The 13,063-nt window shown below is 67.1% G+C and carries 15 protein-coding genes; 10 read left to right on the top strand and 5 right to left on the bottom strand.

What is annotated here, in order from left to right; all coding sequences use genetic code 11:
* Nucleotides 1-68: 68 nt before the first annotated feature.
* The gene (locus ACSHZY_RS03975) at nucleotides 69-1,328 is read right to left on the bottom strand and encodes an RsmB/NOP family class I SAM-dependent RNA methyltransferase (RefSeq protein WP_435165742.1); all 1,260 of its coding nucleotides are present in this window, start codon (nucleotides 1,326-1,328) and stop codon (nucleotides 69-71) included.
* Between the two features lie 66 nt (nucleotides 1,329-1,394).
* Between ACSHZY_RS03975 and ACSHZY_RS03980 the strand changes: the two genes are divergently transcribed.
* A complete protein-coding gene (locus ACSHZY_RS03980; RefSeq protein ID WP_435165745.1) occupies nucleotides 1,395-1,565 on the top strand; it encodes a DUF1674 domain-containing protein in 171 nt (56 codons plus the stop codon).
* On the opposite strand, the gene ACSHZY_RS03985 is transcribed toward ACSHZY_RS03980, so the two are convergent.
* Nucleotides 1,562-1,990, bottom strand: coding sequence for a GNAT family N-acetyltransferase (locus tag ACSHZY_RS03985; RefSeq protein ID WP_435165748.1), 429 nt, complete (start codon nucleotides 1,988-1,990; stop codon nucleotides 1,562-1,564). The two genes, ACSHZY_RS03980 and ACSHZY_RS03985, sit on opposite strands and share 4 nt — an antisense overlap.
* On the bottom strand, nucleotides 1,987-2,796 hold the full coding sequence (gene dapB / locus ACSHZY_RS03990) for a 4-hydroxy-tetrahydrodipicolinate reductase (protein ID WP_435165751.1): 810 nt from the start codon (nucleotides 2,794-2,796) through the stop codon (nucleotides 1,987-1,989). Before dapB ends, ACSHZY_RS03985 begins: the two co-directional genes overlap by 4 nt.
* A gap of 77 nt (nucleotides 2,797-2,873) precedes the next feature.
* On the opposite strand from dapB, the gene rbfA reads away from it, so the two are divergent.
* The 4 genes from rbfA to ACSHZY_RS04010 are packed head-to-tail and all read left to right on the top strand — an operon-like array spanning nucleotide 2,874 to nucleotide 5,465.
* Nucleotides 2,874-3,290 carry a 30S ribosome-binding factor RbfA gene (rbfA, locus tag ACSHZY_RS03995; RefSeq protein ID WP_435165754.1) on the top strand — a complete coding sequence of 139 codons (417 nt, stop codon included), beginning with the start codon at nucleotides 2,874-2,876 and terminating at the stop codon, nucleotides 3,288-3,290.
* Nucleotides 3,280-4,005, top strand: a complete 726-nt coding sequence (locus ACSHZY_RS04000; RefSeq protein ID WP_435165757.1) for a phosphodiester glycosidase family protein — start codon at nucleotides 3,280-3,282, stop codon at nucleotides 4,003-4,005. The genes rbfA and ACSHZY_RS04000 overlap by 11 nt, the downstream gene beginning before the upstream one ends.
* A 51-nt stretch (nucleotides 4,006-4,056) precedes the next feature.
* Nucleotides 4,057-4,959 (top strand): tRNA pseudouridine(55) synthase TruB, encoded by a 903-nt coding sequence (gene truB, locus ACSHZY_RS04005; RefSeq protein ID WP_435165760.1) that lies wholly within the window; start codon nucleotides 4,057-4,059, stop codon nucleotides 4,957-4,959.
* A complete protein-coding gene (locus ACSHZY_RS04010; RefSeq protein ID WP_435165762.1) occupies nucleotides 4,956-5,465 on the top strand; it encodes a DUF1643 domain-containing protein in 510 nt (169 codons plus the stop codon). Before truB ends, ACSHZY_RS04010 begins: the two co-directional genes overlap by 4 nt.
* Here ACSHZY_RS04010 and trhA read toward each other — a convergent pair.
* Nucleotides 5,441-6,097 carry a PAQR family membrane homeostasis protein TrhA gene (gene trhA / locus ACSHZY_RS04015; RefSeq protein ID WP_435165765.1) on the bottom strand — a complete coding sequence of 219 codons (657 nt, stop codon included), beginning with the start codon at nucleotides 6,095-6,097 and terminating at the stop codon, nucleotides 5,441-5,443. The genes ACSHZY_RS04010 and trhA overlap by 25 nt on opposite strands.
* A gap of 157 nt (nucleotides 6,098-6,254) precedes the next feature.
* On the opposite strand from trhA, the gene ilvD reads away from it, so the two are divergent.
* From ilvD to ACSHZY_RS04040, 5 genes are all read left to right on the top strand, one after another.
* Complete coding sequence (ilvD, locus tag ACSHZY_RS04020) at nucleotides 6,255-7,988, top strand: dihydroxy-acid dehydratase (protein ID WP_435165768.1); 1,734 nt, start codon at nucleotides 6,255-6,257, stop codon at nucleotides 7,986-7,988.
* A 79-nt stretch (nucleotides 7,989-8,067) separates the two neighbouring features.
* On the top strand, nucleotides 8,068-8,871 hold the full coding sequence (locus tag ACSHZY_RS04025; protein ID WP_435165771.1) for a DUF6478 family protein: 804 nt from the start codon (nucleotides 8,068-8,070) through the stop codon (nucleotides 8,869-8,871).
* Nucleotides 8,872-8,873: 2 nt separating this feature from the next.
* The gene (locus tag ACSHZY_RS04030; RefSeq protein WP_435165773.1) at nucleotides 8,874-9,227 is read left to right on the top strand and encodes a hypothetical protein; all 354 of its coding nucleotides are present in this window, start codon (nucleotides 8,874-8,876) and stop codon (nucleotides 9,225-9,227) included.
* 31 nt (nucleotides 9,228-9,258) lie between these two features.
* Complete coding sequence (gene rnr / locus ACSHZY_RS04035) at nucleotides 9,259-11,478, top strand: ribonuclease R (RefSeq protein WP_435165776.1); 2,220 nt, start codon at nucleotides 9,259-9,261, stop codon at nucleotides 11,476-11,478.
* 70 nt (nucleotides 11,479-11,548) lie between these two features.
* Nucleotides 11,549-12,781 (top strand): lytic murein transglycosylase, encoded by a 1,233-nt coding sequence (locus ACSHZY_RS04040; protein WP_435165779.1) that lies wholly within the window; start codon nucleotides 11,549-11,551, stop codon nucleotides 12,779-12,781.
* On the opposite strand, the gene ACSHZY_RS04045 is transcribed toward ACSHZY_RS04040, so the two are convergent.
* A complete protein-coding gene (locus tag ACSHZY_RS04045) occupies nucleotides 12,778-13,053 on the bottom strand; it encodes an I78 family peptidase inhibitor (protein WP_435165782.1) in 276 nt (91 codons plus the stop codon). The two genes, ACSHZY_RS04040 and ACSHZY_RS04045, sit on opposite strands and share 4 nt — an antisense overlap.
* Nucleotides 13,054-13,063 lie beyond the last annotated feature (10 nt).

Below are 13,063 nucleotides of genomic sequence, written 5' to 3' on the forward strand. Positions count from 1 at the left end.
CCGTCCCTTTGGCCAAGGATAACCGGCGGTTGAGGTTCTGTCATCGGCAAGGATGACGAAACTGTGACCTATTTGCGCAGGCAGACCATGAAGAACCCGTCCATGCCGCCATTTTCGGCCCAGTGATCGGGCCGCAGGCGCAGGCCGCCCTGTTCCGTCACCCAGGCGGGGTCGAGGCCGTCGATCTGCGGGGGCAGGACGGTCAGGCCGGGGTGACGTTCCAGCGCGGCGGCCAGCTGCGCCTCCCCTTCCTCGGGGAAAAGGGAGCAGGTGCAGAAGACCAGCCGCCCGCCGGGTTTCAGAAGGTTCAGCGCGTGGTCCAGCATCTTCGCCTGAAGATCCACAAGGCCCGCGACCTCCTCTCCCGTCTTGACGAAGGGCAGGTCGGGGTGGCGGCGGATCGTGCCGGTGGCCGAACAGGGCGCGTCCAGCAGAATCGCGTCGAAGGGCTCGTCCGTCCAAGTCAGCACGTCGGCGGCGACCACGGTTGCGCTCAGGCCGGTGCGGGTGAGGTTTTCCGTCAGCCGTTTCAGCCGGGGGGAAGAGATGTCCACGGCCGTGACCTTGGCCCCGGCATCGGCCAGTTGCAGCGTCTTGCCGCCCGGCGCGGCGCATAGATCGGCGATCCGTTCGCCGTCCTGCGGCGCCAGAAGCCGCACGGCCAGGGCGGCGGCCGCGTCCTGCACCCACCATTGCCCTTCGGCAAAGCCGGGCAGGGCCGAGATCTGGGTCCCTTCGGTCAGACGCAGGCTGCCGGTGGGCAGGGTGGTGCCGTCGGGCAGGGCGGTCGCGCCCCGCCGGGGCGTCAGGTCCACGGGCGGGATTTGTGCCTGCACGGATTCCATCACGGCCACCGCTTCGCGCCCATAGGTGTGGACCAGCGGCTGGCGCAGCCAGCGCGGCAGGCGCTGGGGCGGCAGGCCTTCGAACAGGTCGGGCGTGTCGGCGACCTTGCGCAGCACGGCGTTGACGAAGCCTGCCTGATGGGCCGTCTTGCGCCCGTGGCGCACGATGTCCACGGCGGCGTTCACGGCCCCGTAGGCGGCGGTTCCGCCCACGGCCATTTCCACCACGGCCAGCCGCAGGGCGTTCTGCACCAGCCTGGGCGGGGCGCGGCGGACATGCGGTTCCAGCACGCGGTCCGCCTGTTCCAGATGCCGCAGCACCATGGACACCAGCCGCTGCGCGCGGGCGCGTTCCGCCGGCGGCAGACCGTCCAGCGGACCGTTCGGCTGAGCCGTCAGTTGCGCCAGAAGCTGCCCTTCGGACAGGATCGCCCCCAGCGAATGCACCGCCGCAAGCCGCGTGCGAAACCCCTCGACCGCCATGCAGCCCCCTTGTTACTTCGGGTTCCAGCGGTATATCAGCCGCACCCCTTTCACAAGGAGACGCCCATGACCGAGCGTTCCGAACTGCCCCCCGCCGCCCTTCGTGCCCTGGCCGAAGCCGAAGAACGCCGCAAGCAGGCCGCGCAGGACCTTCCGACCGAACTGGGCGGCCGCGACGGCCCCGAACCCGTGCGCTACGGCGACTGGGAAAAGAAGGGCCTCGCTATCGACTTCTAGGGCTCGCGCGCCATGAGGAGGTCGCCGTTCGCTGACCCCTTGGACCGGTAGCCGAGCCGTTCGTAAAGGCTTTGCGCCGGCTGGTTGCCCAAGGCGACGTGCAGCCAGAGGCGGGGCATCCCCTTTGCCCGCGCTTCGTCCTGCACCCGCTGCAGCAGGGCCTGCGCCAGCCCTTTTCCACGCGCGGCGGCGCGGACATAAACCATCACCACGCATCCGTCGGGCAGAAGCCCCACCAGCCCCTGCGGATCGGGATCCTCGGCGATGAACACGGCGGAACTGTCCAGCCGCGCACGCCATTCGGCTTCGGTTTGTGTCACCCATTCGGCATGGGTGCTCAGGAAGGCGTCGGGTTCCAGTTCCAGCGCCTCCAGCCGCAGGGCGCGGAAGGTCTGCCAGTCGTCGGGGAACAGCTGGCGGATCACAGGCCCAGCACGTCCATCATAGAGTAGACGCCCGGCTTCTTGTCCTGCCCCCACAGCGCGGCCTTCAGCCCGCCACGCGCGAAGATTCCCCGGTCGCTGGCGATGTGGGACAGGGTGATGCGTTCGCCGTCGCCGGCGAAGATCACGTCATGTTCGCCCACGATGGACCCGCCACGGATGGACGAAAATCCGATGTCGCCGCGTGTGCGGGCGCCGGGGATGCCGTCGCGGCCCGAATCGCGCACCTGCGCGAGAGGGACGCCGCGCCCCTCGGCGGCCGCCTCGCCCAGCATCAGGGCCGCCCCCGAAGGGGCGTCCACCTTCATGCGGTGATGCGCCTCCACGATCTCAATATCCCAATCGGCGTCCAGCGCGGCGGCGACCTTGCGGGTCAGGCCCAGCAGCAGGTTCAGCCCAAGGCTGGTGTTGCCCGACTGCACGATGACGGCATGGCGGGCGGCGGCATCGATTTTCGCCAGATGATGCGGTTCGAACCCCGTCGATCCGCAGACATGCACGGCGCGGGCCTGCGCGGCCAGTCCGGCGAATTCGACCGAGGCGTCTGGGGTGGTGAAGTCCAGCACCCCCTGCGCGCGGGCGAACGCCTCCAGCGGATCGTCGGTGGCAAGGCAGCCCACGGGCGCGCCGCCCATGGCCACGCCCACATCCTGCCCCACCCACGCATGGCCCGGCCGCACCACGCAGCCCGCCAGCCGCGCCTTGTCCGACGCCAGCACCGCCCCGATCAGGAGTCGGCCCATGCGGCCCGCCGCACCCGTCACGACCATTCCGGGAAGTTCCGTCATCGCATCCTCCGTTTTGGGGGTGATAACGCGGAAAGGCCGGATTGCGAAGGGGACGCGAAACCACTACATCGCAGAACATGGCAAGCAACAGTTTCTCCGCGGGCAAAGGCCCTTCGCAACGTCAGCTTCGCGTCGGCGAGCTGATCCGCCGTGTCATGTCCGACATGCTGAACCGGGGCGAGATTCACGATCCCGACCTTGAAAACGCATCCATCACCGTGGGCGAGGTGGTGCTGTCGAACGACCTGAAGATCGCGACCGTCTACGTCATGCCGCTGGGGGGCGGCGACGTGCAGGCGATCATCGCGGCCCTGGCCCGCAACAAGGGCGAGCTGCGCCACCGCGTCGCGCGGGAGATGACGCTGAAATACGCCCCCGACCTGCGCTTCCGCCCCGATGAAACGTTCGACCGTCTGGACGAGACGCGCCGCCTGTTCGCCGACGAAAAGGTGCAGCGCGACCTTCGCGCGACCGACGACACCGATGAGGAATAGGCTGCTCGGCGCGCTGGCCGCGCTGTTCCTGCCCGTCGCGGGCCATGCGTGCGAGACGATCAGCTATCGCGGTCAGGGCTACGTGCTGTGCGAGGCGACGAGCGCTGACGATCTGCGCATCTTCCAGACGGGGGCGGATGGCCGCACCTATGGCAGCTTCACCCGCGTGAACAACGCGCTGCGGACCGAAGGCAAGCGTCTGGCCTTTGCCATGAACGCCGGCATGTATCACCCCGACCGCAGCCCCGTGGGCCTGATGATCGAGGATGGGGTCACCCGCAAGGATCTGGTCGTCGGCCCGTCCGAGGGCAATTTCGGGCTGGAGCCGAACGGCATCTTCTGCGTCGGCGACAGCTTCCGCGTGGTGGAAACCCGCGCCTTTGCCGCCGATCCGCCGTCCTGCCGCTTTGCCACCCAATCGGGGCCGATGCTGGTCATCGACGGGAAGTTGCATCCGCGTTTTCTGGTGGACAGCGACAGCCGCTACATCCGCAACGGGGTGGGCGTCAGTGCCGACGGGAAGACGGCGTATTTCGTGATTTCCACCGATCAGGTGACGTTCCACGAATTCGGCAGCCTGTTCCGCGACGCGCTGAAGGTGCCGAACGCGCTGTTCTTCGATGGCTCCATCTCGCGCTTGCACGCGCCGGAGCTGGGGCGCGACGACATCGGGTTTCCGCTGGGCCCCATCGTCGGGGTGGTCGTAGACCGTTGACCCGCAGGGCCTGCGCGGTGTAGCAGGCCGCTTCTTCAACGGAGGTGACAGATGGGACGCAAGCGCAAGGGCCGTGCCGTATCGGGCTGGCTGGTCGTGGACAAGCCGGCGGGCATCACCTCCACCTCGGTCGTGAACAAGGTGCGCTGGGCGTTTGGCGCGCAGAAGGCGGGCCATGCGGGCACGCTGGACCCGGCCGCGACCGGCGTTCTGGCCGTGGCTTTGGGAGAGGCGACGAAGACCGTCCCCTACATCACCGACGCGCTGAAATGCTATCGCTTCATGGTGCGGCTGGGGCAGTCCACCACCACCGACGACGCCGAGGGCGCGGTGATCGCCGAATCCTCCGACCGTCCGGACGATGGGCAGATCGCGGCGGCGCTGGCCCGGTTCCGGGGCGACATCCTGCAGGTCCCGCCCCAGTTTTCCGCGGTGAAGGTGGACGGCGAACGCGCCTATGACATCGCCCGCGCGGGCGAGGAGATGGATCTGGCCGCCCGCCCCCTGTTCGTGGAAAGCCTGATCCTGCTGTCGCGCCCCGACGCCGACCATGTGGAGTTGGAGATGGTGTGCGGGAAGGGTGGCTATGTCCGCTCCATCGCGCGGGATCTGGGGGCGGCTTTGGGCTGCCACGGCCATGTGCAATGGTTGCGCCGCACCTGGTCCGGCCCTTTCACTGCGGAAGACGGCATCTCGGTCGAGGAGATCGACCGCTTGGCCAAGACCGAGGAGTTGGACGCCCATCTGAAGCCGCTGGAGATGGGGCTGGCCGATCTGCCGCAGCTTCAGGCGACGCCCGAAGGGGCCGCGCGGCTGAAGAACGGCAATCCCGGCATGGTCCTGACGGGGGCGGAGTATGGGGAGGAGGCCTGGGCCTCTTACCAGGGGCGCGCGGTGGCCGTGGGCGTCTACAAGGGCGGCGAGTTGCATCCCAGCCGCGTTTTCGTCGAATGATCGAACGCACGCATGTGAAGGGGGACGCCCCCTCCACCGCCGTTTATTCCGATTGCGAACGGTATCGTTTCCTGCTGACCCGCACCTGGGATCCGGCGGGGAAGAAGGCGCTGTTCATCATGCTGAACCCGTCGACCGCGACCGAATACCAGAACGACCCGACGGTGGAGCGTTGCGAGCGGCGGGCCCGGACGCTGGGCTTCGGCGCGTTCCGGGTGTGCAACATCTTCGCCTGGCGCGACACCGATCCCAAGAAGATGCGCGCCGCGCCCGAGCCTGTTGGTGCGGAAAACGATCAGGCCATCGTGGACAGCGCGTTCTGGGCGGACACCATCGTCTGTGCCTGGGGCACGCATGGCGCCTTCCTGAACCGTGGCCCGCATGTGGAGGCGCTGCTGCGCGCCACCGGCCTGCCGCTCTATCATCTGGGGCTGTCGGCGGCGGGGCATCCGAAGCATCCCCTTTACATCGGCTATGCGATTCAACCGGTGCTCTGGACCATGTGAGTGGTCACGGCGGCGAAGAACACCCCGCTCGCCGCCAGAACGAAGACGTGCCAGATCGTCTTGTGGAACCGCATCCGGTGGCGCAGGTAGAACAGCGTGCCTACCGTGTAGATCAGGCCGCCCACCACGATCAGTGTCAGGACGGGCGCGGTCATGGTGGCAAACAGCGGCCAGCCGGCGACGATTCCGGCCCAGCCCATGCCGATATAAAGGCCGAAGCCCACCCAGGTGAACCGGTCGGGCGCCGCAACCTTCAGCCCCACCCCGATCAGCGCCGCCGTCCACAGCAGGATGACCAGCGGCACCTCCGTCGCGCCGGACAAAAGGACGAAGGCCGTGTAGGTGCCGGCGATCTTGATGTAGATCGCCGAATGGTCCAGCCGCCGCAGCACCCCCTGCCAGCCCGGGATCCCCACCATGTTGTAGAGCGCCGAGCAGAGCAGCATCGCGATCAGAGTGGTGCCGTAGACGGCCGTGCCGACCAGCGCCGGAACCTCCGGCCGCAGAAAGGCGGTCAGCGTGATTAGCACCGGCACGGCCGCAAGCGCCAGAACGGTGCCCAGCACATGCACGGTCGCATCGCTGCGCCATTCGGAACGGGAATAATCGGTGCGGCGTGTGACAGGGTTCATGCCCTTCAAGTTAGGCAGGCCAGGGCGATCTGCAACACCTTCCTTCATCTTGGCAAGTCGTTGCGAAGGAAAGGCCGTATACGCAACAAAATAACGACTTGAAGCCATCAATCATGCCCTTTATGACGCTCCTTAGCCAAAAGCCGGAGGATTCCCGATGCAGAACGCGCGTTTCGACAAGTCGAAGCTTCCCAGCCGCCATGTGACCGAAGGGCCCTCGCGCGCCCCGCACCGCAGCTACTTCTATGCCATGGGAATTTCCGAGGAAGAGATTCACCAGCCCTGGGTCGGCGTCGCCACTTGCTGGAACGAGGCCGCGCCCTGCAACATCGCGCTGAACCGTCAGGCGCAGTCGGTGAAGATGGGCGTGAAGAAGGGCGGCGGCACCCCGCGCGAGTTCACGACGATCACCGTGACCGACGGCATCGCCATGGGGCATGAAGGGATGCGCTCCTCGCTCGCCTCGCGCGATGCGATCGCGGACACCGTTGAGCTGACGATGCGCGGCCACTGCTATGACGCGCTGGTGGGTCTTGCGGGCTGCGACAAGTCGCTGCCGGGGATGATGATGGCGATGGTGCGGCTGAACGTGCCGTCGGTCTTCGTCTATGGCGGGTCGATCCTGCCGGGCAAGCTGAACGGCAAGGATGTCGTGGTGCAGGACGTGTTCGAGGCGGTGGGCAAGCACGCCGCCGGCACCATGTCGGACGCCGAGCTTCAGATCCTGGAACGCGTGGCCTGCCCTTCGGCGGGCGCGTGTGGCGGTCAGTACACCGCCAACACCATGGCCTGCGTGTCCGAAGCCATCGGTCTGGCGCTGCTGAATTCGTCCGGCGCGCCGGCGCCTTATGAATCGCGCGACCAGTATGGCGACTTCTCGGGCCAGGCCGTCATGAACCTGATCGAGAAGAACATCCGCGCCCGGGATGTGGTGACGCGCAAGGCGCTGGAAAACGCGGCCCGCGTCGTGGCCTGCACCGGCGGGTCCACCAATGGCGGCCTTCATCTTCCCGCCATCGCGCATGAGGCGGGGATCGACTTCGACCTGTTCGACGTGTGCGACATCTTCCGCGACACGCCTTATTTCGTGAACCTGCGTCCCGGCGGCGAATACGTCGCCAAGGACCTGTTCGAAGCGGGTGGCGTGCCGGTCGTGATGAAGGAACTGGCGCGGGCCGGCCTCCTGCACCTCGACTGCCTGACCGCCTCGGGCGAGGAGCTGGGCGAAAGCCTGGGCCGCATCACGCATGAACCCGACGGCAAGGTCATCCACTTCATCGACGCGCCGATCACCAAGACGGGCGGCGTGGTCGGTCTGAAGGGCAACCTCGCCCCCGAAGGCGCCATCGTGAAGGTGGCGGGCATGTCCGAAGCCGAGCAGGTCTTCAGCGGTCCGGCTCGCGTCTTCGAATGCGAGGAGGAGGCGTTCGAGGCCGTCCAGAAGCGCGAATACGCCGAAGGCGACGTGATCGTCATCCGCAACGAAGGTCCCGCCGGCGGCCCCGGCATGCGCGAGATGCTGTCGACCACGGCGGCATTGTCCGGGCAGGGGATGGGAAAGAAGGTGGCGCTGATCACCGACGGCCGGTTCAGCGGCGCGACGCGCGGGTTCTGCGTGGGCCACGTCGGCCCGGAATCGGCACATGGCGGTCCGATCGCCCTTCTGCAGAACGGCGACATGATCACCCTGAACGCCGTCACCGGAGAGTTGTCGGTCGATCTGACGGATGAGGAACTGGACCGCCGCCGGCAGGCCTGGAAGGGCCCGCGCCCGACGGAATACGAATCGGGCGCCTTGTGGAAATACGCCCGTCTGGTCGGCGGCGCGCGCTATGGCGCGACGACCCATCCGGGTGCTGCGGCCGAAAAACACGTCTACATGGATCAGTGATCCTGCCGGTTCCCGCGCGGAAATCCTCTTGCGCGGGGACCTGCCGGAAGGGAGGCGCATCCTCCAAATCTTTGATTGCATGGAAGATGATTCCGCGCCACAACAACGGAAGCATCATTCGGCAGGATTATTGCTTGTGGGACAGGACCAGGGAAGCTGGATCGAGCGCAAGCTCTTTCGGCACAGCATGGCCCAGTGGGCCCAGGAGGCGGAGCAGGCCGAGAAGACGGAACTGCCCCGCCTGAAAACGCTTCGCCGGCGCGCTTGGTCGCTGCGGGATCATCTGGACCGGCTGATCGCGCAAAGCGAAAAACGTCTTCGCGTGCCGCCGGCCATCCCGCGCCCGCTGGGAACCGACTGGATCTGGCGGCCGGGTCTGTTCACCCATGCGCAGCGCATGGGGTTCGCCTCGTCCGACCGGTCGGTGATCTGCCAGGACGTGACGCTGTTTCACGACTGCGGCCTGAACGAGGTCGGGGTGAAGCAGATCAGCAACCGGGATTCCTCCTCGGAAACGCCCTATGCGTTGCAGATCGACGTGTTCGAGTTTCGGGGCGGCTTCCTGTCGCTGGCGATCGAGCTTCCGGACGAGGCGGTGGTCAGCCTGCGCCGCAAGCATCTGGTGGCCCTGACCCTGACCGCGGATGCCGAACGTGGGGGACGCATCTTCGCCCGCCTGAACGTGCGCCACGGCCCCAATACCGAACAGATTCTGGCCGAGATCGACGAGGATTCGGCGGCCGAGTTCGATCTGTCCTATTCCAAGCTGAACGAAGCGCGGGCCGAGAAGATGTGGCTGGACCTGATCTTCGAGAACCCGCGGATGAACCGGATCGTCCTGCGCGATCTGACCATGACGCGCAGACCCCGGGCGGAGATGTAAGAATGGCGCAGTTGATACGTGAAGGCCTCCGCACGGGCGTGTGGCACGGCATGGTGCTGCAGGCGACCGAGCCGAGGATCGAGGTGCTGCTGCACGGCGCCCCCGTGCCGGAGGTCGGCGTGACGGACGAGGGCGACGGTCGCCACCGCCTGTCCGTTCCCATTCCCGCCGAGGCGCTGGAGGACGGGCTGCAGACCTTCGTCATCCGCGACGGCGAGGAGGTTCTGGGCCACTTCACCATCGGCGCCGGCGACGGCATGGAGGCCGACCTGCGGGCCGAGATCGACCTGCTGCGGGCCGAACTGGAACTTCTGAAACGCGCCTTCCGCCGGCATTGCGCCGAAACCTCTGCGTGACGAAGACCCTGCCGCGTGCTAGCTGCAGGATATGGACCAGTTGCCTTCGAAAGAGCAGATCCTTCAATGGATCACCGATCACCCCGCCCAGGCCGCCAAGCGTGACATCGCCAAGGCCTTCGGGATCAAGGGGGGTGCGCTGCGCATCGAGCTGAAGCGCCTTCTGAAAGAGATGGAGGCGGACGGGCAGCTGGCGAAGAAGTCGCGCAGTTATCGCGACGCCTCCAGCCTGCCCCCGGTGTCCATCCTGAAGATTCTGGGCCCGGACGAGGCGGGCGATCTTTTTGCCGAGCCGATGGAATGGGAAGGCGCAGGCGACGCGCCCCGCATCCTGATGCGCGCGGCCCCCTCCGACGCCTTGGGCGCCGGAGACCGCGTGCTGGCCCGCCTGACGGCGGTGGAGGATGAGGATCACGACTACGAGGCGCGGCTGATCCGCAAGATCGGGTCGAACCCGCTGCGGGTGCTGGGCATCTTCCGCAAGTCTTCGGAAGGGGGGCGGATCGTTCCCGTGGATAAGGGGCAGGACAAGGAATGGGTGGTCGGCCGCGACGACACCAATGACGCCCGCGACGGCGAGCTGGTGGAAGGCGAGGCGACCTCGAAACGCATAGGCTTGCCGCGCGCACGGATCGTGGCGCGTCTGGGGGACCCGTCGGCGCCCCGCGCGATTTCGCTGATCGCGATCCACCAGCACGGCATTCCCGACCACTTCCCCGACAAGGTCGTGGCCGAGGCGGAGGCGGCCAAGCCCGCCCCGAAGGACGACCGGGAGGATCTGCGCGATCTGGCGCTGGTCACGATTGACCCCGCCGACGCGCGCGACCATGACGACGCGGTCTTTGCCCAAACCCTGCCCGATGGCGGGCACATCGTCTGGGTCGCGATCGCGGATGTCGCCCATTACGTGACCCCCGGATCGGCGCTGGACCGCGAGGCGCGGCTGCGCGGCAACTCCACCTACTTCCCCGACCGGGTGGTGCCAATGTTGCCCGATGTTCTGTCGGGTGATTTGTGTTCGCTGCACGAACATGTGGACCGGCCCTGTCTGGCCGTGCGCATGCATCTGGACGCGGAGGGGGAGAAGATCGGCCACCGTTTCGTGCGCGGCATCATGCGGTCTGCGGCCAGCCTGACCTATGGTCAGGTGCAGGCGGCGCAGGACGGCGCACCGGACGAGCAGACGGCCCCGCTGATGGACCACGTCATCGCGCCCCTTTATGCGGCCTACGAGGCGGCGAAGACCGCGCGGTCCCGCCGCCAGCCGCTGGAACTGGACCTGCCCGAACGCAAGATCGAACTGACGGAGGATGGCAAGGTCACTTCCGTCGCGTTCCGCGAACGGCTGGACGCGCACAAGCTGATCGAGGAGTTCATGATCCTCGCCAACGTGGCGGCGGCCGAGGAGCTGATCCGCCTGCGCCGCCCGCTGCTGTTCCGCGTGCATGAGGAACCGAACGCCCAGAAGCTGGACGCGTTGCGCGAGGTGGCCGAAGCGTCGGGCTTTACGCTGGCCAAGGGGCAGGTGCTGCGCACGAGCCACCTGAACCGCCTTCTGGCGCAGGCCGAGGGCACCGACTTCGACGAACTGATGAACATCACCACCCTGCGGTCGATGACGCAGGCGTATTATTACCCCGAGAATTTTGGCCATTTTGGGCTGGCGCTGAAGAACTACGCGCATTTCACCTCGCCCATCCGGCGGTATTCCGACCTGATCGTGCACCGGGCGCTGATCTCCGGCCATGGCTGGGGCAAGGACGGGCTGTCGGCCTTCGACATCGACAACCTGTCGGAAACCGCCAAGCAGATCTCCGACACCGAACGCCGGTCGATGATGGCGGAGCGGGACACGAACGACCGCTATCTGGCGGCGTGGCTGTCGGACCGCGTGGGGGCGGAATTCACCGGCCGCGTGTCGGGCGTGCAGCGGTTCGGCCTGTTCGTGAAGCTGGATGAATCGGGCGCCGACGGCCTGATCCCGATCCGCAGCCTGGGGCACGAGTTCTTCCATTTCGACGCCGACGCGCAGGTTCTGACCGGCGCCGACAGCGGGCTGACCCTTGGCATCGGCCAGCGCGTCCTCGTTCGGCTGGTGGAGGCGACGCCCGTCACCGGCGGCCTGATGCTGGAGCTGCTGGAGCTGGAAGGCGACGCGCTTCCCCGCAAGGCGGTGCGTCGCGGGCGCGGCGGTCCGCGGAAACCGGCCAAGCTGGAGCGGAAGCGCCGCGTCATCCGGTCGCGTCGTTAAGCAGTTCTTTGCCCCGAGGGTCGTTGCCGCTACACTGGCGGCAACGATAAAAATCGAGCGGTGACGACCAATGCGGAAGATCCTCCTGACAGCCTCGGTGCTGACCCTTCTGGGCGCCTGTGCCAGCCCCGGAAACGTGACCTCCTCCCTTCGCCCACGGCCCGGTCCGGTGAATGGCGTGGGAACGGAAGCCGGAATGCAGGCCTGGATCGCCGATTTCCGGCCGCGCGCGGAACGGGCGGGCATCAGCCCCGCCACCCTGAACCTCGCCTTCGCCGACGTGCATTACAACGCCGAGGTGGTGAGCCTGGACGGCCGCCAGTCCGAATTCACCAAGACCGTCTGGCAGTATCTGGCGGGCGCCGTGTCGGCCGACCGCATCGCGCAGGGGCGGGCCATGCTGTCCCGCCACGCGACGACCCTGAACGCGATCGAGGCCCGCTATGGCGTCGACAAGGAGATCGTGGTCGCCATCTGGGGCATGGAATCGAACTTCGGCGGCAACCGCGGCAGCACCCACCTGATCGAAAGCCTGACGACGCTGGCCTATCACGGGCGACGGGCGGAATTCTTCGAAACGCAGCTTCTGGACGCGCTGAAGATCGTGCAGGCGGGCGACGTGACCCCGGCGAACATGGTCGGCAGTTGGGCGGGCGCGATGGGGCACACCCAGTTCATGCCATCGTCCTTCCTGGAATATGCGGTGGACTTCAACGGCGACGGGCGACGCGACATCTGGTCGGACGATCCGACGGACGCGCTGGCCTCCACCGCGAACTATCTGGCGAAGGCCGGCTGGCAGCGCGGCGGGATCTGGGGGATGGAAGTGACCCTGCCGTCCGGCTTCAATTATTCGGGCATCGGCAAGACGAACCGCATGTCCTCGGCGGCCTGGGCCGCGCAGGGCGTGCGTTCTGCGGACGGGCGGGCCTTCCCGCAGGGTGAAGCGTCGATCCTGCTGCCGGGCGGGGCGAAGGGCGCGGCCTTCCTGATCTTCCCGAACTTCCGCGCGATCGAACGCTACAACGCGGCCGACAGCTACGTGATAGGGGTGGGACATCTGGCCGACCGGCTGAAGGGGCGCGGCCCGATCCGCAACATTCCCGCCAATGCCGAACCGCCGCTGAGCCGGACGCAGACGCAGGAATTGCAGGAACGCCTGACGCGCCGCGGGTTCGACACGCAGGGCACGGACGGTCGCGTGGGGCCGAACACCGTTTCGGCGATCACCGCCTATCAGCGTTCGGCCGGTCTCATTCCCGACGGCTATGCCAGCGCATCACTGCTGGCGAGCCTTCGTTAGCCGCAGCGGACGGCGGTGATGATGCCGCGCTGGTTCGTTTCGACGTTCAGGCGCGACGGGTCGAAGTCGACGGTCACCGCCGCGTCGGGACGGATCACGCGCATGTTGTCGGGCGTGTCGATGCTGATCAGGCTGGAGGCATCCTTGCCGATCCATTGCTGATAGGGCGTCGCGTCACAGGCGGCGGGCGCCGGCGTGATGACGGTGGTGCGGGTCGTCGGCTGGCACGCGGCCAGAGCGAGACCGGCGGCGGCAAGTGCGATGTATTTCATGAAAAGTCCT

Origin of the sequence: Falsirhodobacter sp. 1013 (genome assembly GCF_051195255.1) — a bacterium.
Classification (GTDB): domain Bacteria; phylum Pseudomonadota; class Alphaproteobacteria; order Rhodobacterales; family Rhodobacteraceae; genus Falsirhodobacter.